Genomic DNA, 20,755 nt, shown 5'->3' on the forward strand with positions numbered 1-20,755 from the left:
CGTCTGGAGGTTTTGTGGACCACGCTGTCCGACGGCACCCAGGATATGCGGCACGGCCGAAGGCTTTCCCCTCGGCCTCTTGCCGCCGGGCGAAGCGCTGCCATACTTACGTCGCCGTAGGTTACGCATCCGTAGCCAGAGCTTTTACGGCCTGTGCTTCCGACACATCCCTCACCCCCCAGGGGACCCCATGACCACTCGTTCCGACGTGCTCGACGACGCCCGCGAGGCGGGCGGCGACACATCGGCCCCCTCCGCGACCCGCGGCGGGGAGTCCAAGCGCTCCATCGAGCAGATCGCGCTCCTGCTGTTCATCACCGTGCCCTTCCTGGCCCTGCTGGCGGCCGTGCCGCTGGCCTGGGGCTGGGGTGTGAGCTGGCTCGATCTGGGCCTGATGGTCTTCATGTACTACCTCGGGTGCCACGGCATCACGATCGGCTTCCACCGCTACTTCACCCATGGTTCCTTCAAGGCCAGGCGTCCGCTGCGCATCGCGCTCGCGGTGATGGGCTCGATGGCCGTCGAGGGGCCGCTGGTCCGCTGGGTCGCGGACCACCGCAAGCACCACAAGTTCTCGGACGCCGAAGGGGACCCCCACTCCCCCTGGCGGTTCGGCGAGACCCTCCCGGCGCTGATGAAGGGCCTGTGGTGGGCACACATCGCATGGATGTTCGACGAGGAGCAGACCTCGCAGGAGAAGTACGCCCCGGACCTGATCAAGGACCCGGCCCTGCGCCGCATCTCGCGTGACTTCGCCTACTGGACGATCCTGTCCCTGGCCATCCCGCCGCTGGTCGGCGGTCTGGTCACGATGTCGTGGTGGGGCGCCTTCACGGCGTTCTTCTGGGGCTCCCTGGTGCGCGTGGCCCTGCTGCACCACGTGACGTGGTCGATCAACTCCATCTGCCACGCCGTGGGCAAGCGCCCGTTCAAGTCGCGCGACAAGTCGGGCAACGTCTGGTGGCTGGCCGTGCTGTCCTGCGGCGAGTCCTGGCACAACCTGCACCACGCCGACCCCACGTCGGCCCGCCACGGCGTGATGCGGGGGCAGATCGACTCCAGCGCCCGCCTGATCCGCTGGTTCGAGAAGGCCGGCTGGGCGTACGACGTCCGGTGGCCGAGCGCCGAACGTATCGACTCCCGGCGCAAAAGTGAGCCCGCCGAAGCGGCATGATGGGTGATGTGGCGATCGACGGCAGCAGTACGAACAGCGAGAAGAGCAGGCCCACACCGAGCCGGCGGGCCCGTCGCGTCCGCATGACCGGCAAGGAGCGCCGCGAACAGCTGCTGGACATCGGCCGCACCCTCTTCGCCGAGAAGGGCTTCGAGGGCACGTCGGTGGAGGAGATCGCGGCGAAGGCCGGAGTCTCCAAGCCGGTGGTGTACGAGCACTTCGGCGGCAAGGAGGGCCTGTACGCCGTCGTGGTCGACCGGGAGATGGGCCGCCTGCTCGACATGGTCACGGGCGCGCTGACGGCCGGGCATCCGCGTGAGCTGCTCGAACAGGCCGCGTTCGTCCTGCTGGACTACATCGAGACGTACACGGACGGCTTCCGCATCCTGGTCCGCGACTCCCCCGTGGCGCAGTCCACGGGTTCCTTCGCCTCGCTGATCAGCGACATCGCCACCCAGGTCGAGGACATCCTGGGCCTGGAGTTCAAGGCCCGCGGTTTCGACCCCAAGCTGGCCCCGCTGTACGCCCAGGCCCTGGTCGGCATGGTGGCGCTCACGGGCCAGTGGTGGCTCGACGTGCGCAAGCCGAAGAAGGCGGAGGTCGCGGCGCACCTGGTGAACCTGTGCTGGCACGGCCTGGAGAACCTGGAGGCCAAGCCCCGCCTCATAGGCCACAGGAAGAGCTGACGGCGGCGCCCCGCCGCCTCAGCCTCGGTCCGCGGGGCCGGCGGCGAGGCCGTACAGCAGCCCGTACGCCGTCTCCACCAGGCGGCACCTGTCGCCCCGGCGGGTCGCCAGCGCGGCGACGCCGGTCCCCGTGGCGGGGTGGAAGCCGAGGAACGCCTGCTGGCCGAAGGTGGCCCCGGCGTGGAACAGCAGCGGGCCGCCGGGCCCCGGGTGGTGGAACCACGTCAGGGTGTGCGTGTCGCGGTGGCGCGGCCCCCGGCGCAGCTGCGGCACCTGGACGTCCCGCAGCGCCCCGCGCAGCGGGACGTCGCCGGTTCCCGGGAGCCGGGGGCCGGACGCCGCCAGGTGTGCTTCCAGGTAGGTGAGCAGGTCGCCGGGGGTGGAGCGTACGGCGCCCGCGGCCACGAACGGGCCCATGCCGATCCCGGGCACGGGCGTGCTCCCGTTCCTGCGGTGTCCGACGGCGGTCGTCGCGGGGTCGCCGGGTCCCAGCGTGGTCCGCGTCATCCCCAGCGGGCGCAGCACGTGGCGGGCGAGCAGCGCGGGGCAGTCGACGCCCGTGGCCCGGGCCATGACGGGGCCCAGCAGCGCGACGCCGAAGTTCGAGTAGCGCCAGCGGGTGCCGGGGTCGTGGTGGGGCCGGGTGCGGGCGAAGGTGCGCAGGAGGCGCTCGGTGTCGTACGTGGCGTAGGCGTCGGTGTACGGGTGGAGCAGGGCGCTGGGGATCAGGTCGCCGGGGATGCGCGGCAGGCCCGCCGTGTGGGTGGCCAGGTGGCGCAGGGTGATGCGGCGTGCGGCGGGGTGGCGCAGGGGCAGTCCCGGCAGGTGGGCGGCGAGCGGGTCGTCGAGGCCGAGTGCGCCGGAGCGCGCGAGGGCGGCGAGGAGCAGGACGGTGAACGTCTTGCTGACCGAGCCGAGTTCGTAGCGCAGTGCGTGGCGCGGCACGGCGGGGGCGGCGGCGTTGCCGCCGCTGATGGTGGTGCGCCGGCCGTGGCGGGTGACCGCGAGCACCACGTCGGGGGCGTCGATCGCGGTGACCGCGTCCGCGAGGCGCAGTGCGAGGGCGGCGTCGGGCGTGGGGGCCGCCGCGAGGCGGCTGGTCACGTGGCGGACATCGCACGGGAGGTGGCCATCGCGGAGGCGAACGCGGCGACCAGGGTGGGGTGGTGGACGACGTCGAAGACGTCGTCGGCGTCTCCGTCGGGCATCCCGTGCTGGAGGGGCATCGCGCCGTCGTCGCTCTGCGCGGCGGCGTACCGCTCCCACACCCGCGCGTCGAGGGCGGGCCGGGGCAGGCAGGTGTCGACGACGAGGAGTTCGCCGAGCAGGTCCCAGTGTTCGAGGTCGGCCCAATCCTCGGTCCAGGCGGGCAGGTAGAGCGTGAGGTACTCGGCCGTGCGCGGGGGGATGCGGCCGGGCTCGGCCCCCCAGTCGGTGAGGTGGAAGACGGTGTGCGTGATGTCGTACGCGATGTGGTACTGCACCGTCCACGGTTCGGGGAGCCGGCTCAGCCAGGTCCGGCTCACGGCGTCGTCGAAGTCGCCGCTCGGCGTCAGGCCGATCCTGCGTTCGGCGTTCAGCACGCTGAGCCGCCGGTTGGGCACCATGTCGAGAGCCGGCCAGGTGAGGGTGCGGCGGCAGACCTCGACGGCCGCTTCGAGCCCCGGGTGGCGGAAGCCCAGTTCGTGGAAGGTCGAGTAGATCTCCAGGGGCACCGGGGAGAAGGGTTCGTCGTGCTGGAGTGCGGCCAGTACGTTGCCGCCGTCCAGGAGCTCGCGCCAGGTGAAGTCGAGGAGCTGCCCGGCGCGGGCGTGCTGGCGCGAGCCGGCCACGCCCTCGCGGAACAGGACCCGCATGTTGACGGCCAACTCGCCGATCGGTTTGAGCCGTTCGACGACGCCCCGGCCGGTGGCGCGGTCCTCGTCGGTCAGCCGGAACTGTTCGCGGTGCGCGTCGAGCCACATCAGGGCGCGGTCTCCGACGCCGTGCAGCAGCGCGGGAGGGGCGGTCGCGGTCGCGGCTGTCATGGGGCCACCTCGCTTTCGTGGACCGGCGCCGGCGCCCCGTCCCCGGTCGCATCCAGCGCGATGCGGGTGAGGGTGCCGGCGAAGGCGGTCGCCAGGGTGGAGTGGTAGCAGGACGAGAAGGTCGCGGCGCGGTCCCCGGGGGCCGGGCCCGCCCCAAGGTCGGGTACGCGGCCGTCGGCCTCCTGCGCGGCGGCCAGCCGCTGCCAGGCCACCGCGTCGTACGGGGCGGCGGGCACGCAGGCGCTCACGGCGAGCAACTCGGCCGCCAGGTCCCACAGTTGCTCGTCCAGCCAGTTCTCCAGCCAGGACGGGAGCCACAACCGCAGGTAGTCGGCGTGCGCCGGGGACAGCCTGCCAGGGGCCCGGCCCCAGTCGGTGAGGTGGAAGACGTCGTGGGTGAGGCCGTACGCCCCCTTGCGGTCCAGCGCCCACGGCTCGGGCATCAGGCCGAGGTGGGTGAGGCCGAGCGCCGTCGTGAAGTCGGCGTGGGGCGGCAGGCCGATCCGGCGCTCCGCGTTGAGCACGCCGAGCGTACGGGTGTGGTCCTCGCGCGCCACGCGCCAGCCGCGCAGCGCGGTCGTCGCCGCGAGGAGCCGGTCGACGGCCGGGTCGCGGAGCCCGGCCTGGGCGAAGACGCCGTAGATCTCCACCGGGTAGGTGGCGTGCGGCTCGCCGCGGACGAGTTCGGCGAACAGCCGCCCGTCGCGCGTCTCGGCCCAGGCGAAGCCGAACAGCCCGGCGGCGACCCGGCGCAGGTCGTCGCGGGGGTGCGACGTGCTGATGAGGTACGACAGTTCGGCCAGTTCACCGAGGGGTTTGAGGGTGAGGTTGGGGTCGGCGTCGGTGGTGACGTTCGGGGGGAGGCGGAAGTCTCCGCGCGCCGCGTCCAGCCACCCCAGGGCGTCTGCGACCACACGGTCGAGCAGCGGCGCCGGGGCGGCCCGGTCGCCGCTCACCCACCCCGTCCGTAGAACTGGCGTGCGGCCACGACGTGGAGCGCCACCCGCGGATCGCCGTCGCTCATCTGCCGGACGAACGCGAGTCCGGTGTCGAGCCCCAGGGTCGGCGGTACGCCGGGCAGCCGGGCCAGCCACCGCCCGAGGCCGGCGGACTGGAGCCAGTCCCTGCGGCGTACGGCGCGGACGAACCCGCGCGCGAGGTCGTCGGTGCGCGGCGCCAGCGCGTCGGCCAGGTCCTGCGCGAGGCCGGGCAGGGCGAGGGCGGCGAGTTGCGAGACCCGGTGGGAGAGCTTCGGCCACGGGTCGTCGCCCACCCAGGCCGCGGTGGCCCGCGGCGCCGGGGGAAAGCGGCCGGCGCCCCCGGGCAGGAAGGCGTGCGACGCCTCGACCAGGCCCCGGTAGCTCCAGACCGACACGGCCGAGGCGCCGGGGCCCGGCGGGTAGGCGGCCAGGGCCTCCCGGACGACCGCTTCGTCGTTCTCACCACCGGGTGCTGCCCGGTGGTCCAGCGCGTACGGTGCGAGCGCGTCCGCGCCCAGCACCCGGATCGCCGCTGACGCCAGCGCGTCGCCCTGCCGCAGCAGGGCGGACAGCGCGTAGGGGTCGCCCCCGCCCCGGAGGGCGAGGACGACTCCGTTCGCGGCATCGGCGACCACGGCGCTCAGCGGAACGGTGTCCGCTCCCTGCGCTCGTTCAGCCAACGCTTCCTCCTCCTCAACGGGCCTTGGGGTCCGTCTTCGGACGGGGGGTGGGCGGTGAGCCGAGAAGCAGGAGTGCGAGCAGGAACGCGCCCTTGCACTCACGGGTGTCGCGGAAGACGCCCTCTGGCTCCGCGGAGTCCAGCAGCCCCTCGACTTCGGCGCTCAGCGCTGCGGTCTCGACGTGGGAAGTGCGGTCCATGATCATGGGACCATCTCCTCTTGTTGCGGCTGAATAACCAGCGTTGCATGGGCCCCATTTGCTTGCAAATGGTAGAAAACGGCGAGGTGAGGGCGGGAAAACACCGTTGGTTGACGACACAACAGCTGCCGTCTGACCGCCGGCCAGCTCAGCCGGACGCCCTCTTCCGGGCGACGGCGAAGACGCGCCGGAAGGGGAACACCGTGCCGTGCGGGCCCGCCGGATACGCGGCGCGCAGCGCCTCGGCGTACTGCGCGACGAACGCCGCGCCCGCCTCCGGATCGTCCGCGAGGGCGGTGAGCACCGGCCGCAGGGCCGTGCCCTTCATCCAGTCCAGTACGGGGTCCTCGCCCCGCAGGACATGGAGGTACGTCGTCTCCCACACGTCGGCCTCGCAGCCCGGCGCGGCGAGGCGGGCGAGATACTCCTCCGGCTCCAGCACGGCCGCTGCGCCCACCCCGCCCAGACGGCCGCGCCAGCGCGGGGAGTCGCGCAGGGCGGCCAGGAGGGTGTGGCTGGGGGCGGAGAAGTTGCCCGGCACCTGGAAGGCGAGGGTTCCGCCGGGAGTGAGGGCGTCCAGCCAGGCCGGGAGCCGGTCGGCGTGGCCCGGGACCCACTGGAGCAGGGCGTTGGAGACGATCACGTCGTACGTCGAGGGGCCCGGCGCCCAGGCCGCGGCGTCGGCGAGGGCGAAGTCGAGGCCGGGGCGGGCGTGCGCCCGGGCCCGCGCCAGCATCTCGGGCGCGTTGTCGTAGCCGGTGACGCGGGCGGCGGGCCAGCGGTCCGCGAGCAGCGCGGTGCCGTCGCCGGCGCCGCAGCCGAGGTCGGCGACGCGGGCGGGGGCGGGGGCGTCGACGCGGGCCAGGAGGTCGACGAAGGGCCGGGTGCGGTGGCCGGCGTGGCGGAGGTACTGAGCGGGGTCCCAGATCGGTCGTAGGGTCATGTGCCGCAGCCTCGCCCCGTAAGTATCTTGATGTCAAGAGACTCGACGCCAAGAGACTTCATGTCGACAGACCAACTACACTGACCGGCATGGAGGACGAGGTCGACCGACTGGTCGCTGCATGGCGCCGCGAGCGCCCCGACCTCGACGTGGAACCACTCGAGGTGCTCAGCCGCGTCTCCAGACTCGCCCGCCACCTCGACCGCGCCCGCCGCATCGCCTTCTCGGAGCATCAGCTGGAGCCGTGGGAGTTCGACGTGCTGACGTCGCTGCGGCGCGCCGGCGACCCGTACCAGCTCTCGCCGGGCCAGCTCCTGACGCAGACCCTGGTCACCTCGGGCACCATGACCAACCGCATCGACCGGCTCGCCAAGAAGGGGCTCGTCGAGCGGCTGCCCGACCCCAGCGACCGGCGCGGCGTGCTCGTACGGCTCACGGCCGAGGGCCGCGACCGCGCGGACCAGGCGCTCGCCGGGCTGCTGGCGCAGGAGCGGGCGATCCTCAGTGAGCTCTCGCGGGCGCAGCGCGGCGAACTGGCCGGTCTGCTACGCCAGTTGACCGCCCCGTTCGACAACATCCCGGGCTAGGTCCGCCGGGCCGACGCCCGCCCGGCGCGCGAGGGCGACGGCGGCGAGCGTCGAGTGGACGCCGAGCTTGCCCAGCACGTTCTGCATGTGCGTGCGGACGGTGTGCGGGGAGAGGAAGAGCCGTTCGGCCACGGCCTTGCGGCCGAGTCCGGCCACCATGCAGCGCAGCACCTCGCGCTCGCGCGGAGTCAGCGACTCCACCAGCCGCTCGCTCTCCGTGCGGTGCTTGCGGGCCGCCGTCAACTCCCGCAGCACGCCGGTGAGAAGGGCGGGCGGCAGGTGCGTCTCGTCGCGCAGCACGCCGCGGATCACGGCCAGCAGGCGTTGCAGCGAGCAGTCCTTGGCCACCCAGCCGGCGGCCCCGGCCTGGAGGGCGAGGGCGGCGCGACGCGGGTCGTCCTTCTCCGCCAGTACGACGGAGCGGACGGCGAGCTGCCCGGTCCGTACGCCCGCCACCAGGGATATGCCGTCCACCGGGCCGTCCCCGCCCTGCTCGGGCACCTCGACGGCGCGGGCGGGCGGCGCGGCGGCGGCGCCGAGGTCGGCGTCGACGAGCATCACGTCGAACCCGCGCGCTTCCGCCGCCGCCCGCTCCAGCGCGCGCAGGGCGGCCGGGCCGCTGCCCGCCGCGGCCACGTCGACGTCCGGCTCGGCCGCGAGGGCCGCGGCGAGCGACTCGGCGAAGATGCGGTGATCGTCCACCACCAGTACCCGGATACGAGCCACAGACACCCCCATGCCGCGTAGGTCCCGAGCGGTCCCCCCTGGACCCCCGGGGAGGCGGACCGTGTGCGGGTACGGCGCCCGGGGCGGGGTGTGTCAGCCGTACGGCCGCCGCCGTGACGCACTGACCACTGCCCCCGCACCCGGACGACGTACCCGACCGTCTCGCCCCCTGATCGAGCACCGGCCCCCACCGGCGCTCTGCTTCAGCGTACGGGCGGGGGCGGGGAGCGGAAGGTTATTCACAGAACTGATGGGCTGCGGTGTTTAAGGTGAGGCTCATGTTTCGTATTGAGACAGAAGTCGACAAAGAACGACGCGCTGTGCTGGGTGAACGGCTGGACGACAGCAACGCCGGACGCTCGGCGGCGATGGCCGCCCTGCGGGGAACCCCGGCGGAGGACGAAGTCCCGCTCCAGGTGTGGGCGTTGGACGCCGCGAGCGGCGAACTGGCGGCCGGGCTCGACGGTTTCACCTGGGGCCACTGGCTGCACGTGCAACTGCTGTGGGTGGCCGACGCGCACCGGGGGGCGGGGCTGGGGTCCCGACTGCTGGCGCGGGCGGAGTCGGCGGCCCGCGAGGAACGGGGCTGCCGCTACGCCCGGCTGGAGACGTGGGACTTCCAGGCGCCGGAGTTCTACCGGAAGCTGGGCTACGAGGTCGCCGGCCGCGTCGAGGACTACCCGCCGGGGGTGACGGAGTACATCCTCACGAAGCGGCTGGGCTGAGCGGGCGCCGCGGCCCCCGCTCGGCCCCGGTCGCACCGGGCGGCGGCCGTGCGGGGCCGCCTCACGCCGAGCGGTGCGCGCCCCGGGACGGTACGGCGGGGAAGACGCGGGGCGCGGTGAGACCGGCCGCCTCGAACGCCGCCCGGACCGACTTGGCGACGGTGTCCGACGCCGGCGACTCCACCAGGACGATCGCCGAGCCGCCGAAGCCGCCCCCGGTCATCCGCGCCCCCAGCGCCCCCGCCGCGTTCGCCGTCTCCACCACGAGGTCCAGCTCCGCGCACGAGACCCGCAGGTCGTCGCGGAGGGACGCGTGGCCCTCGGTGAGCAGCGGGCCCACCGCGCGCGGCGCGCCGTCGTCCAGGTGGGCGATCACCCGCTCCACGCGGTGGTTCTCGGTCACGACGTGGCGCACGTAGCGGCGTATCCGCTCGTCGTCCAGCGACGCAAGCACCTGTGCCAGCCCGTCGTGGGGCACGTCGCGCAGCGCCGCCACCCCCAGGGCCCGGGCTCCCGCCTCGCATCCCTCACGCCGTTCGGCGTACGCGCCGTCGCCCAGCGCGTGCTGGACGCGCGTGTCGACGACCAGGAGTTCCAGGCCGTGCGCGGCCAGGTCGAAGGGGACCTGGCGGCGCGCGAGGTCGCGGGTGTCCAGGTGCAGGGCGTGGCCCTGGGTGCAGCAGGCCGACGCCGTCTGGTCCATGATCCCGCAGGGCACGCCGACGAACGCGTTCTCGGCGCGTTGCGCGATCACCGCCAGCTCGGCCCCGGAGAGCCCCAGCGCGTACAGGTCGTTCAGGGCCAGCGCCGTGACCACTTCCAGGGCGGCGGACGACGAGAGTCCGGCGCCCGTCGGGACCGTCGACGCGAGGTGCAGGTCCGCGCCCCCGACGGCGTGTCCCGCCTCGCGCAGGGCCCACACCACACCGGCCGGGTACGCCGCCCACCCGCCGTCGGCGAGCGGCGGCGCGAGCGCGTCGACGCGGAGCCGGACGACGCCGCCTTCGACGTCCGCCGAGTGCAGCCGCAGGACGCCGTCGTCGCGCCGGGCGACCGCCGCGACGGCCGTGTGGGGCAGGGCGAGCGGCATCACGAAGCCGTCGTTGAAGTCGGTGTACTCGCCGATGAGGTTGACCCGGCCGGGCGCGGCCCACACTCCGTCGGGCTCGGCGCCGTACAGCGCGGCGAACGCCCGTGCGACGGCTTCCGCGTCGGTCATGCGTCCCGTTCCTCCCTGCGGGCGAACGCCCAGGCGTCCGCGACGATGCCCGCGAGGTCCGCGCGGGACGGCTTCCAGCCGAGCTTCTCGCGCGCCGTCTCGGCGGAGGCGACGAGCACGGCGGGGTCGCCGGCCCGGCGCGGCGCGGGGGTCTCGGGGATCGGGTGCCCGGTGACCTCGCGCACGGTCTCCACGACCTCGCGGACGGAGAAGCCGTTGCCGTTGCCGAGGTTGCAGATCAGGTGGGCGCCCGGCTCGGCCGCCTCCAGGGCCAGCAGGTGGGCCTCGGCGAGGTCGGCGACGTGGATGTAGTCGCGGACGCAGGTGCCGTCGGGGGTCGGGTAGTCGTCGCCGTACACCGCGATCGACTCGCGCCGGCCCTGCGCGACCTGGAGGACGAGCGGGATGAGGTGCGACTCGGGGTCGTGGCGCTCGCCGCAGTCGCCGTAGGCGCCCGCGACGTTGAAGTAGCGCAGCGAGACGGCCGCGAGCCCGTGGGCGGTGCTCTCGCCGCTGATCATGTGGTCGACGGCCAGCTTGGAGGCGCCGTAGGGACTGGTCGGCGCGGTGGGCGCGGCCTCCGTGATGGGAGTGGAGACCGGCTCCCCGTACGTCGCCGCCGTCGAGGAGAAGACGAGCTTGCGCACGCCCGCGTCGCGCATCGCGGCGAGCAGCGCCATCGTCCCGCCGACGTTGTTCGTCCAGTACTTCTCGGGGTCGGCGACGGACTCGCCGACCTGCGAGAACGCGGCGAAGTGCAGGACGCCGTCGTACGAGGGGTCCAGCCAGCGCGCGGCGTCCTGGACGCGGCCCTCGACGAAGGCGGCGCCGGCCGGGACGCCCTCGCGGAAGCCGGTGGAGAGGTCGTCGAGGACGGTCACCTCGTGGCCGGCCTCCAGGAGGTGGGCGGCGACCACGCTGCCGACGTACCCCGCGCCACCGGTGACCAAGTACTTGTGCTGACTCACTCGCTCGCTACCTCTCGCAGTCGCGCTGCCGCGGCCTCCGGCGGCACATCGTTGATGAACACATTCATGCCGGATTCGGAACCCGCGAGAAACTTCAGCTTTCCCGAAGTACGTCGGACGGTGAAGAGCTCGAGGTGCAGCCCGAACTCGGGTGCGAAGTCCGAGGGGCCGAACGGTGCCTGGTGCCACGCGGAGATGTACGGCGTCGGCGGCTCGCCGGGGCCGAAGATCCTGTCGAACCTGCGCAGGAGTTCCAGGTAGACGCGCGGGAACTCCGCGCGCGCGTCGTCGTCGAGGGCCGGCAGGTCGCGCACGCGGCGCTTCGGGTAGAGGTGCACCTCGTACGGCCAGTGCGCGGCGTACGGCACGAAGGCCACCCAGTGCTCGGCCTCCAGGACGACCCGGGCGCCCTCGGCGCGCTCGCGCGCCACGACGTCGTCGAAGAGGTTGCGCCCGGTCCCGGCCCGGTGCGCGGCCACGGAGCGGAGCATCAGCTCCGTGCGCGGGGTGACGAAGGGGTAGGCGTAGATCTGGCCGTGCGGGTGGCCGAGGGTGACGCCGATCTCGACGCCCCGGTTCTCGAAGCAGAACACCTGCCGTACGCCCGGCAGCCCGGCCAGCTCCCTCGTCCTGTCGGTCCACGCCTCCAAGACGAGACCGGCGCGCTCCTCGGTGAGGTCGGCGAAGGAGGCGTCGTGGTCCGAGGTGAAGCAGACCACCTCGCAGCGTCCGGCGTCCCCGGCGAGTGAGGGGAAGCGGTTCTCGAAGACGGCCACGTCGTAGGCGGCGGCCGGGATCTCGCTGTGCCGGCCCGCGCGGGACGGGCACAGCGGGCACTCGTCGGCGGGCGGGTGGTAGGTGCGGCCCTGGCGGTGCGAGGCGATGGCGACGTGGTCGCCGAGCAGGGGGTCGCGGCGGATCTGCGAGGTGGTGGCGACCGGGTCGAGGGGGCGTGGGTCCACGGCGTCGCGCACGGCGTCGTCCCGTGCGTCGTAGTAGAGCAGCTCCCGGCCGTCGGCCAGCCGGGTCGACGTCTTCTTCACGCGCGGCTCCTCACCACCATCCAACATAACCAAACACAACTAACCACGAGCCAACAGCACAGTCAACGGCCGGTCACGCGGCGCTCCATCACAATCAAACAAAGAACACCATCATAAGTATTCAGTTTCGCTACCCGGAGGCGTAGGTTCCGTCTCGATCGTGTCCTCGACGAAGACGAAGCAGGTCTCCATGCACTACCTGGCCGAAGGGCTACGGCTCCCCACCAACGGGCTCGACTACACGATTCTGGCGATCTACTTCGCCGTGGTCCTGGGCATCGGGTTCGCCGCCCGGGCCAGCGTGAAGACCAGCCTCGACTTCTTCCTCTCGGGCCGGTCGCTGCCGGCCTGGGTCACCGGTCTCGCGTTCGTCGCCGCCAACCTGGGGGCCACCGAGATCCTCGGCATGGCCGCCACCGGCGCGCAGTACGGCGTGGCCGTCGTCCACTGGTACTGGATCGGCGCCATACCCGCCATGGTCTTCCTCGGCCTGGTGATGATGCCGTTCTACTACGGCTCGAAGGTCCGGTCGGTCCCCGAGTTCCTCCTCCAGCGCTTCGACAGGCCGGCGCACCTGCTGAGCTCGGTCCTCTTCGCCTTCGCGGCCATCCTCATCGCCGGTGTGAACCTCTACGCCCTGTCGATCGTCGTCGAGGCGCTGCTCGGCTGGCCGCAGTGGGTGTCGATCGTCGTCGCCGGCTTCTTCGTGCTCGCGTACATCACGGTCGGCGGGCTGTCCTCGGCCATCTACAACGAGGTGCTCCAGTTCTTCGTGATCCTCGCCGCCCTCATCCCGCTCACCGTGCTCGGCCTGAAGCGGGCCGGCGGCTGGGACGGCCTGACCGGCTCGCTGGAGAAGAGCCACGGCGGCGACTTCCTCACCGCCTGGGGCGGCACGGGCATAGGCGACGCCAACCCGCTCGGCGCCAACTGGCTGACGATCGTCCTCGGGCTCGGCTTCGTCCTGTCCTTCGGTTACTGGACGACCAACTTCGCCGAGGTGCAGCGCGCCCTGTCCGCGAAGAACCTCTCCGCCGCCAGGCGCACCCCGCTGATCGCCGCGTTCCCCAAGATCTTCATCGTGTTCCTGGTGATGATCCCGGGCCTGGTCGCCGCCGTGCTCGTGCCGAAGATCGGCACCGCGGGATCGGACCTGACGTACAACGACGCCATTCCGCTGCTCATGCAGGAGCTGCTGCCGAACGGGGTGCTGGGCATCGCGGTGACCGGTCTGCTGGCCGCGTTCATGGCGGGCATGGCGGCGAACGTGTCGTCGTTCAACACCGTCTTCACGAGCGACATCTGGGCGAAGTACGTGAAGCCGGGCCGCGACGACGCGTACTACCTGCGCTTCGGCCGGCTGATCACGGCGATCGGCGTGCTGGCCTCCATCGGCACGGCGTTCATCGCGGCCAGCTTCTCCAACATCATGAGCTACCTCCAGACGCTCTTCTCCTTCTTCAACGTCCCGATGTTCGTGGTCTTCGTCATCGGCATGTTCTGGAAGCGCGCCTCGATGAAGTCCGGCGTCTGGGGCCTGGTCGCGGGCACCGGCGCGGCGATGGTGAACTACTTCTGGATCTACAAGCAGGGCATCGTCGCGATACCGACCGACCAGGGCGCCAACTTCGTCTCCGCGATCGTCGGTTTCGTCGCCGGAGCGGTCGTCATGGTCGTCGTCACCCTCTTCACCGCGCCGAAGCCGGAGGCGGAGCTGGCGGGCCTGGTGTACGGCACGCGCTCCCCGGGTCTCGAGGAGCCGCCCGCCGAGGGCGACGACGCGTGGTACCGCAAGCCCGCCCTGCTCGGCTGGGGCGCGATCGTCATCGCCGCCCTGTGCTACGTCCCGTACTCCTTCTGACCGGAGGCCAGAACATGTCCGAGTTGCATCACGAAGTCTCCGAGCTGGAGCGCAAGTCCGCCACGGCGGCCCGCCTGTTCGACATCCGGCGCATCATCGGCGGCCTGTTCGCCGTCTACGGCGTGATCGTCACGATCGCCGGCATCACCGCGTCCGACGCGGATCTGAAGAAGGCGCAGGACGTCAACATCAACCTGTGGACGGGCCTCGCCATGCTGGCGCTCGGCCTCTTCTTCCTGGTCTGGCTGAAGCTGCGCCCGCTCGCCCCGCCCGCGGCGGAGCCCGGCGAGTAACCGGTCCCGCCCGCCCGGAGGGCTGTCCCCGAGGTCCGGGGTCAGCCCTCCTGTGCCGCCCGGTCCAGCAGGCCCGTGCGGGCCGCGAGCGCCGCCGCCTCCAGACGGGATCCGACGCCGAGCTTCATCAGGACCCGCTGGACGTGCGTACGGGCGGTGCTCGGCGCGATGCCCATGCCGGCCGCGATCAGCCGGGTGTCCTCGCCGTCCGCGACCCGCATCAGGACCTCGACCTCGCGGGGCGTCAGCATCCGCAGCAGCCGCCGGCCCTCGTCGTCGGGCTGCGCCGCCGGGTTCAGCAGCTCGGCGAACGCGCCCTGGAGGAGTTGCGGCGCCACCGCGGCCTCCCCCGCGCGCGCCTTGACCATGGCGCGCTCGACACCCTCGATGCGCTCGTCGTGGCGCACGTACCCGGACGCTCCGGCGGCGAAAGCGGCGGCGATGCCGCGCGGGCTCGGCACCGGGCCGAGGACGACGACCGCCACCTGCGGCCGCTCCCGCTTGATCCGGACGATGGGGTCGAACACCCCCGCCTCGGCGGGGGCCGCCGTACCGAAGAGGCAGACCTCGGGGGCCCTGCTGACGACCAGTTCGGCCGCTCCCGAGGTCGGGGCGGCCGACGCGAGCACCCGGTGCCCGCGCAGCTTGAGCGCCGATGCGAGCGCCTCGGCCAGCAATCGGTGGTCGTCGACCACCATGAGCCGCACGCCCATGCAAACCCCCCATAACCCTGCCCCTGAGCTGGCCCCCCGGCCCTCCTGACCCGGCAAGCTACACGCTTGTTCGAGGTTGCGCGCCCCCTACCGGTGAGAAGCCCCTCGGATTGTCGAATTCCACGCGATTCAGGACTACTTGCCGGGCCGGTGTGGGAAAGGGACGGCCCCGGCAGTGGAGTTCCACTGCCGGGGCCGTCGCGACCCGTGCGCCGGACGCGTCAGCGCGCGCCGAAGCCGATCGCCAGGTACCGCTTGTAGCCGGGGCGTTCCTGGCCCATCAGGCGCGTCGCCATGAACAGGCGCCCGTCGGCGTACCGGAACTCGGCGGAGTCCACCGTGAAGCTCGTCGCCACGTCCCGCACCGCCCGTTCGGCCGGGGCCTCCAGCAGCAGCGTCTGCTGGAAGGAACCGCCGTCGATGCTCACGACCTGGCCGCCCTTGTCGTACGGCGGGTACTTGTAGGCGATGACGTTGCCGCCGTCCATCCGGACGGGGTGCATCGTGTAGCGGTCGCCCGCGTCGGCGCGGTCGCTGGTCAGCTTGCCGGTGGCGAGGTCGAACGAGACGATCTCGTTCGTCCGGCCGCCCTCGCCGCCGCCCTCGTGCTCCTCGGTCGGCAGGTAGATCCTGCCGTTGCCGACGACGACCTTGGTGCAGCCCTCGGTGTCCCGGCACCTCGGCGCGTACTTCTCGGCGTCCGCCGCGATCCTGGCGCGCAGCTTGCCGGTCTTCTCGTCGATGGAGAAGAAGTCGGTCACGCCGCTGCCGTCGCCCGCGGTGTCACCGACGTCGGCGGCGGCGACCAGGGGCTTGGTGGAGACGATGCTGGCCTGGTCGACGCCGCTGGGCATCTTGTACTTGGCCAGCGGCGCGCCGGTCTTCGGGTTCAGGTACTCGACGGACAGCTGCGGGGCGCTGATCGATCCGCAGCTGCGCACGGTGGCGAGGGCCTCGCCACCGGCGTAGCCGACGTCGCGGCACTGCTCCGCGTTGGGCTTCGGCTGCCAGCGGACCTTGCCGGTGGCGACGTCGAAGGCGGCGCCGCCACGGGTGCCGCCGACGCCGACCGCGTCGCCGCCGATCGTGATCTCACTGAAGGTGATCTTGTCGTCGCCGTCCTTGACCGACTTCTGCCACACCAGCTTGCCGGTGCCGATGTCGATCACGCCGACCTCGGTGCACGGCGCGTACGTCGCGCCCGAGGGCATCGGTCCCGCGAAGAGGACGGCGGTCCTGTTGTCGTCGGTGACGTGCGGCGAGGCCGCGCAGACCTGACCCGTCAGGGGGATCGACCACAGCTCGGTGCCCTTGTCGAGGTCGTGGCCCACGACCTCGTTGAGACCGCTCTTGACGTACGCCTTGTCGGTGATCCAGGAGCCGTTGACCGAGGCGACCGAGTCCGTCACCTTCGGCGCGGGCAGCTGGAAGAGGACCTTGGCGCCGGTGTTGGCCGGCTTCTCCTCCTTGCCCGCGCCGTCGGGGGCGGGCTTGGCGTCCCCGCCGCCACCGCCGCCACCGCCGGTGGACCCGGCGGTGGTGTTCCGGGCCGGGTCGTCGCCGCCTCCGTCGCCGGACGCGTACCAGACGCCGCCGCCGACGATCAGCGCCACCGCGACCACCGCCGCGACGACGATGGCCGTGGTGCTGTTCATCTTCTTGCCACCGCCGCCGCCCTGCGGGGGCATGCCCTGCGGGTAGCCGTACGGGGGCTGCTGCTGACCGTACGGCTGCTGCTGCCCGTACGGCCCGGGCTGGCCGGGCTGGCCGGGCTGGCCCGGGTAGCCGTAACCGGGCTGCTGGCCCGGCTGGGCGGGCTGACCGGGCTGCGCCGGGTAGCCGTAGCCGGGCTGCTGGGGCGGGGGCGTCTGCGGGTAGCCGTAGCCCGGCTGGTCGGCCGGCGGGGTCGGGGCGCCGAAGCCGCCCGCGGGCGGGGGCGTCGGGGCGCCGAACCCGCCCTGCGGGGGCTCGTTCGGCGGCGGGGGCGGTGGCTGCGTCATGGCGTGCGTACCTCGGGAGAAGGGGAGTCGAAGACGGGGGGAAGGACCCGGAACTCAGTCACCGGCCGTCACTTGCCGAAGACCATCATGGTCTTCGTCTCCTTCTCCTCCTCGTCGTTGGAGGCGCTGACGCGGGAGGCGACGACGTACAGCCGGCCGCCCTCGTAGGCGATCTTCGTGCTGAAGAAGCCGTTCTCGATCTCGGCGGTCGACTGCGGGTTCTGCATCAGCGTCTTCGGCTTGCCGCCCGAGGGGGCGATGGTCGCGAGCGCGCCGGCCTTGTCGTACGAGGCGTCCATGTGCACCAGGACCTCGCCGCCCTCCATCTTCAGCGGCATCATGGGGCGCTCGCCCTTGGAGCGCCACTTCGGCTTGCCGGTGTCGAGGTTGAAGGCGACGACCTCGTTGCTGCGCTCCAGGCCGCTCGACTTCTCGGCGGTCGCCATGTAGAAGGAGTTCGCGTCGGCGGCGACGCCGGAGCAGCCTTCGAGGTTGCGGCCGAAGATGACGAAGCTGCCGCCGCACTGGGGCTGGAACTTGTCCGTGCCGCCGTCGATCTCCGAGCGCAGCTTGCCCTTGTCGGTCAGGGCGATGACGCTCCACGTCTTCTTCGCGCGCTCCTGCACGGACACGACGAGCGGGGAGACGGAGTAGACCCGGTCGACCTGCCAGCCCTTGGCGAGCGGGTAGCTCCACTTGACCTTGCCGGTGGCCGGGTCGTGCTCCTGGATCCGCTCGTGGTTCTTGGCGGCCTCGCCGGTGGAGCAGGCGGCTGCGGCGATCAGCTTGGCGCTGCTGGTGAAGGCGTACGGCTGGCACTCACCGGGGAGCTTGCTCCACAGGACCTTGCCGTCCTTCAGGCTGTAGGCGGTGGAGTGACCGGTGCGGCCGGCGGTGACGGTGTTGCCGCTGATGGCGATCGTGATGTCGGAGAGGAGGTCGAACAGGCCCTCCTTCTTCACCTCGGCCTTCCAGCCCGCCTTGCCGGTCTTGAGGTCGACCATCTGCAACTGGCTGCACTTGGCCTTGTCGGTGGTGCCGTCCTTGACGCCGATGACGATCTTGCCGTCCTCGGCGGCCCTGACGGGCGCCGCGCAGATCTGGGTGGAGAGCGGAAGGTTCCACTTCTCCTTGCCGCTGGTCGTGTCGTAGGCGGCGACCTTCTTGTACATCGCCTTGACGACGAGGCCGTCGGTGAACCACGGGCCGTACACGTCGGCGCCGTTGCGCGGCAGGTCCACGTCGTTCTTCTGGAGCCACAGCACCTTGGACTCGCCCGACTGGCGGCCGGCGTTGAGGTCGTCGCCCGCGTCGCGGTCGCCGGTGGGGTCGCCGCCGGTGTCGCCGGTGGGCAGTCCGCCGCCCTGCTTGCCGTCGTTGGTGTTCCCGGCGACGGGCCGCTTCTTCTTGCCGCCGTCCTCGCCGCTGGTGGCGATGTAGACGCCGCCGACGACGACGAGGAGCGCGGCGAGGGCCGCGCCGATGATGACGGCGGGCTTGCCCTTGAAGGAGCCGCCGCCGCCGTTGCCGGGCGCGGGCGCGCCCGGGTAACCGCCGTAGGGGCCCGGCTGCTGCTGGCCGTACGGGCCGGGCTGCTGGCCGTAGGGGCCCGCCTGCTGACCGTACGGTCCGGGCTGCGGCTGGCCGTACGGGCCCGCCTGGCCGGGCTGCTGGCCCGGCTGGCCCGGGTAGCCGTACCCGGGCTGGGGCGCCTGCGGCGGTGCCTGCGGGTAGCCGTAACCGGGCTGCGCCGGAGGCTGCTGCGGCGGTCCGGCCGGCGGGGCCGGCGGCATCTGCGGCGGCTGGGCAGGCGGCTGGGGCGGCTGCTGCCGGGGGTCCTGGGGGGCTCCGAAGCCGCCCTGCGGCGGCTGGTTGGGCGGCTGAGACATCAGCGCTTACCTCTTCACACGAGACCGCCGCCCGTTCGGTCTCCCCCGCAATTCCGGGCGGCGTAACTCCCCCGGAAAGGAGCGAATCGGGCTTGAGCCCCGCAGTTCTACGACAGTCGAGCGGGGCTTCTTTCTATCACCCGGGCCCTCGTGAACGAGGGCCCGGCCCGCCCCTGTTCCCAAGGGAGGACCGGGCCGTGACGCGCTCGTTATGCGGCTTCACGCAACGTCTACGCGTCCTCGGCGAGTTCCATCCAGCGCATCTCCAGCTCGTCGCGCCCCGCGACGAGTTCGCGCAGCTCCGCGTCGAGCAGGGCCACCTTCTCGAAGTCGGTGGCGTTGTCCGCGATTTGGGCGTGCAGTTTCGTCTCCTTGTCGGAGAGCTTGCCGAGCTGGCGCTCGATCTTCTGCATCTCCTTCTGGGCGGCGCGCGCGTCGCCCGACGCCTTCTTCTTCGCGGGCGCGGCCGGGGCGGGCGCGGGGGCCGCCGCGTCGATGGCCTGCTGCCTGCGCTCCAGGTACTCGTCGATCCCGCGCGGCAGGTTGCGCAGCGTCTGGTCGCCCAGCAGCGCGTACACCTTGTCCGTGGTCCGCTCGATGAAGAACCGGTCGTGGGAGATGACGACCATCGAACCCGGCCAGCCGTCGAGCAGGTCCTCCAGCTGCGTCAGCGTCTCGATGTCCAGGTCGTTGGTCGGCTCGTCGAGGAACAGCACGTTCGGCTCGTCCATCAGCAGCCGCAGGATCTGGAGCCGCCGCCGCTCACCGCCGGACAGGTCGCCGACGGGCGTCCACTGCTTCTCCTTGGTGAACCCGAACTGCTCGCAGAGCTGGCCCGCCGTCATCTCGCGGCCCTTGCCGAGGTCGACCCGGTCCCGTACGCGCTGGACGGCTTCGAGCACGCGCAGCTTCGGGTCGAGTTCGCCGACCTCCTGCGAGAGGTACGCGAGCTTCACCGTCCGGCCGACGACGACCTTGCCGGCGACCGGCTGGGCGTCGCCCTGGGTGCGCGACGCCTCGGCGAGGACACGCAGCAGCGACGTCTTGCCCGCGCCGTTCACGCCGACGAGACCGACGCGGTCGCCGGGGCCGAGCTGCCACGTCAGGTGCTTGAGCAGCACCTTCGGCCCGGCCTGGACGGTGACGTCCTCGAGGTCGAAGACCGTCTTGCCGAGCCGGGAGTTGGCGAACTTCATCAGCTCGGAGGTGTCGCGCGGCGGCGGCACGTCGGCGATGAGCTCGTTGGCCGCCTCCACGCGGAAGCGCGGCTTCGACGTACGGGCGGGCGCGCCGCGCCGCAGCCACGCCAGCTCCTTGCGGACCAGGTTCTGCCGCTTGGTCTCCTCGGTGGCGGCGATGCGCTCGCGCTCGGCGCGCGCGAAGACGTAGTCGGAGTAGCCGCCCTCGTACTCGTGCACGGCTCCGCGCTGCACGTCCCACATGCGGGTGCAGACCTGGTCGAGGAACCAGCGGTCGTGGGTGACGCAGACGAGCGCGGAGCGGCGGGCCTGAAGGTGCTGGGCGAGCCAGGCGATGCCCTCGACGTCGAGGTGGTTGGTGGGCTCGTCGAGGACCAGCAGGTCCTGCTCCTCGATGAGCAGCTTGGCGAGCGCGATACGGCGGCGCTCACCGCCCGACAGCGGTCCGATGACGGTTTCGAGGCCGTGCTCGAAGCCGGGCAGGGAGAGCCCGCCGAACAGGCCGTTCAGTACGTCGCGGATCTTGGCCGTGCCGGCCCACTCGTGGTCCGCGAGGTCGCCGATGATCTCCTGGCGGACGGTCGCGGCGGGGTCGAGCGAGTCGTGCTGGGTGAGGACGCCGAGGCGCAGGCCGCCGTTGTGCGTGATGCGGCCGCTGTCGGCCTCCTCCAGCTTCGCGAGCATCCGGATGAGGGTCGTCTTGCCGTCGCCGTTGCGGCCGACGACGCCGATCCGGTCGCCCTCCGACACGCCGAGGGACACGCCGTCGAGCAGGGCACGGGTGCCGTACACCTTGCTGACTGCCTCGACATTGACCAGGTTGACGGCCATGGGTGCGCGCTC

At 72.3% G+C, this 20,755-nt stretch carries 20 protein-coding genes; 6 read left to right on the forward strand and 14 right to left on the reverse strand.

Annotated elements, in window-relative coordinates:
* Nucleotides 1-190 precede the first annotated feature (190 nt).
* Both ACWGH0_RS06285 and ACWGH0_RS06290 read left to right on the forward strand, forming a co-directional pair.
* Nucleotides 191-1,174, forward strand: coding sequence for an acyl-CoA desaturase (locus tag ACWGH0_RS06285; RefSeq protein WP_453402972.1), 984 nt, complete (start codon nt 191-193; stop codon nt 1,172-1,174).
* Nucleotides 1,171-1,860, forward strand: coding sequence for a TetR family transcriptional regulator (locus ACWGH0_RS06290; protein WP_453402973.1), 690 nt, complete (start codon nt 1,171-1,173; stop codon nt 1,858-1,860). The genes ACWGH0_RS06285 and ACWGH0_RS06290 overlap by 4 nt, the downstream gene beginning before the upstream one ends.
* 18 nt (nt 1,861-1,878) lie before the next feature.
* Here ACWGH0_RS06290 and ACWGH0_RS06295 read toward each other — a convergent pair whose 3' ends face one another.
* The 6 genes from ACWGH0_RS06295 to ACWGH0_RS06320 all read right to left on the reverse strand — a co-directional run bounded on the left by ACWGH0_RS06295 (nt 1,879) and on the right by ACWGH0_RS06320 (nt 6,689).
* Nucleotides 1,879-2,964, reverse strand: coding sequence for a serine hydrolase domain-containing protein (locus ACWGH0_RS06295; protein ID WP_453402974.1), 1,086 nt, complete (start codon nt 2,962-2,964; stop codon nt 1,879-1,881).
* Nucleotides 2,961-3,887 (reverse strand): DUF6895 family protein, encoded by a 927-nt coding sequence (locus tag ACWGH0_RS06300; protein ID WP_453402975.1) that lies wholly within the window; start codon nt 3,885-3,887, stop codon nt 2,961-2,963. The genes ACWGH0_RS06295 and ACWGH0_RS06300 overlap by 4 nt, the downstream gene beginning before the upstream one ends.
* Nucleotides 3,884-4,843, reverse strand: coding sequence for a DUF6895 family protein (locus tag ACWGH0_RS06305; RefSeq protein WP_453402976.1), 960 nt, complete (start codon nt 4,841-4,843; stop codon nt 3,884-3,886). The genes ACWGH0_RS06300 and ACWGH0_RS06305 overlap by 4 nt, the downstream gene beginning before the upstream one ends.
* On the reverse strand, nt 4,840-5,547 hold the full coding sequence (locus tag ACWGH0_RS06310; protein WP_453402977.1) for a hypothetical protein: 708 nt from the start codon (nt 5,545-5,547) through the stop codon (nt 4,840-4,842). The genes ACWGH0_RS06305 and ACWGH0_RS06310 overlap by 4 nt, the downstream gene beginning before the upstream one ends.
* 13 nt (nt 5,548-5,560) lie before the next feature.
* Nucleotides 5,561-5,752: a hypothetical protein gene (locus ACWGH0_RS06315; protein WP_453402978.1), complete on the reverse strand. Its 192-nt coding sequence runs from the start codon at nt 5,750-5,752 to the stop codon at nt 5,561-5,563.
* A 142-nt stretch (nt 5,753-5,894) separates the two neighbouring features.
* Nucleotides 5,895-6,689 carry a trans-aconitate 2-methyltransferase gene (locus ACWGH0_RS06320; protein WP_453402979.1) on the reverse strand — a complete coding sequence of 265 codons (795 nt, stop codon included), beginning with the start codon at nt 6,687-6,689 and terminating at the stop codon, nt 5,895-5,897.
* A gap of 89 nt (nt 6,690-6,778) precedes the next feature.
* Between ACWGH0_RS06320 and tamR the strand changes: the two genes are divergently transcribed.
* Nucleotides 6,779-7,276: a MarR family transcriptional regulator TamR gene (gene tamR / locus ACWGH0_RS06325; RefSeq protein ID WP_453402980.1), complete on the forward strand. Its 498-nt coding sequence runs from the start codon at nt 6,779-6,781 to the stop codon at nt 7,274-7,276.
* Here the strand turns inward: tamR and ACWGH0_RS06330 are convergent.
* Nucleotides 7,235-8,002 carry a helix-turn-helix transcriptional regulator gene (locus tag ACWGH0_RS06330; protein WP_453403012.1) on the reverse strand — a complete coding sequence of 256 codons (768 nt, stop codon included), beginning with the start codon at nt 8,000-8,002 and terminating at the stop codon, nt 7,235-7,237. The two genes, tamR and ACWGH0_RS06330, sit on opposite strands and share 42 nt — an antisense overlap.
* A 278-nt stretch (nt 8,003-8,280) precedes the next feature.
* Here ACWGH0_RS06330 and ACWGH0_RS06335 point away from each other — a divergent pair, with 278 nt between their 5' ends.
* Nucleotides 8,281-8,727 carry a GNAT family N-acetyltransferase gene (locus ACWGH0_RS06335; protein WP_453402981.1) on the forward strand — a complete coding sequence of 149 codons (447 nt, stop codon included), beginning with the start codon at nt 8,281-8,283 and terminating at the stop codon, nt 8,725-8,727.
* A gap of 61 nt (nt 8,728-8,788) precedes the next feature.
* Here ACWGH0_RS06335 and galK read toward each other — a convergent pair whose 3' ends face one another.
* The 3 genes from galK to galT are packed head-to-tail and all read right to left on the reverse strand — an operon-like array spanning nt 8,789 to nt 11,957.
* Nucleotides 8,789-9,946 carry a galactokinase gene (gene galK / locus ACWGH0_RS06340; protein ID WP_453402982.1) on the reverse strand — a complete coding sequence of 386 codons (1,158 nt, stop codon included), beginning with the start codon at nt 9,944-9,946 and terminating at the stop codon, nt 8,789-8,791.
* Nucleotides 9,943-10,914, reverse strand: coding sequence for a UDP-glucose 4-epimerase GalE (galE, locus tag ACWGH0_RS06345; protein WP_453402983.1), 972 nt, complete (start codon nt 10,912-10,914; stop codon nt 9,943-9,945). The genes galK and galE overlap by 4 nt, the downstream gene beginning before the upstream one ends.
* Nucleotides 10,911-11,957 carry a galactose-1-phosphate uridylyltransferase gene (gene galT, locus ACWGH0_RS06350; RefSeq protein WP_453402984.1) on the reverse strand — a complete coding sequence of 349 codons (1,047 nt, stop codon included), beginning with the start codon at nt 11,955-11,957 and terminating at the stop codon, nt 10,911-10,913. The genes galE and galT overlap by 4 nt, the downstream gene beginning before the upstream one ends.
* A gap of 190 nt (nt 11,958-12,147) precedes the next feature.
* On the opposite strand from galT, the gene ACWGH0_RS06355 reads away from it, so the two are divergent.
* A complete protein-coding gene (locus ACWGH0_RS06355; protein ID WP_453403013.1) occupies nt 12,148-13,818 on the forward strand; it encodes a sodium:solute symporter family protein in 1,671 nt (556 codons plus the stop codon).
* Between the two features lie 14 nt (nt 13,819-13,832).
* Nucleotides 13,833-14,111 carry a hypothetical protein gene (locus tag ACWGH0_RS06360; RefSeq protein WP_453402985.1) on the forward strand — a complete coding sequence of 93 codons (279 nt, stop codon included), beginning with the start codon at nt 13,833-13,835 and terminating at the stop codon, nt 14,109-14,111.
* A gap of 41 nt (nt 14,112-14,152) precedes the next feature.
* On the opposite strand, the gene ACWGH0_RS06365 is transcribed toward ACWGH0_RS06360, so the two are convergent.
* The 4 genes from ACWGH0_RS06365 to ACWGH0_RS06380 all read right to left on the reverse strand — a co-directional run bounded on the left by ACWGH0_RS06365 (nt 14,153) and on the right by ACWGH0_RS06380 (nt 20,743).
* Nucleotides 14,153-14,824: a response regulator transcription factor gene (locus tag ACWGH0_RS06365; protein WP_453402986.1), complete on the reverse strand. Its 672-nt coding sequence runs from the start codon at nt 14,822-14,824 to the stop codon at nt 14,153-14,155.
* Between the two features lie 221 nt (nt 14,825-15,045).
* Nucleotides 15,046-16,824, reverse strand: a complete 1,779-nt coding sequence (locus ACWGH0_RS06370) for an outer membrane protein assembly factor BamB family protein (protein ID WP_453402987.1) — start codon at nt 16,822-16,824, stop codon at nt 15,046-15,048.
* 68 nt (nt 16,825-16,892) lie between these two features.
* On the reverse strand, nt 16,893-18,713 hold the full coding sequence (locus ACWGH0_RS06375) for an outer membrane protein assembly factor BamB family protein (protein ID WP_453402988.1): 1,821 nt from the start codon (nt 18,711-18,713) through the stop codon (nt 16,893-16,895).
* Nucleotides 18,714-18,943: 230 nt separating this feature from the next.
* On the reverse strand, nt 18,944-20,743 hold the full coding sequence (locus ACWGH0_RS06380) for an ABC-F family ATP-binding cassette domain-containing protein (protein WP_453402989.1): 1,800 nt from the start codon (nt 20,741-20,743) through the stop codon (nt 18,944-18,946).
* Nucleotides 20,744-20,755 lie beyond the last annotated feature (12 nt).

This window comes from Streptomyces sp. NPDC054887, assembly GCF_053610585.1.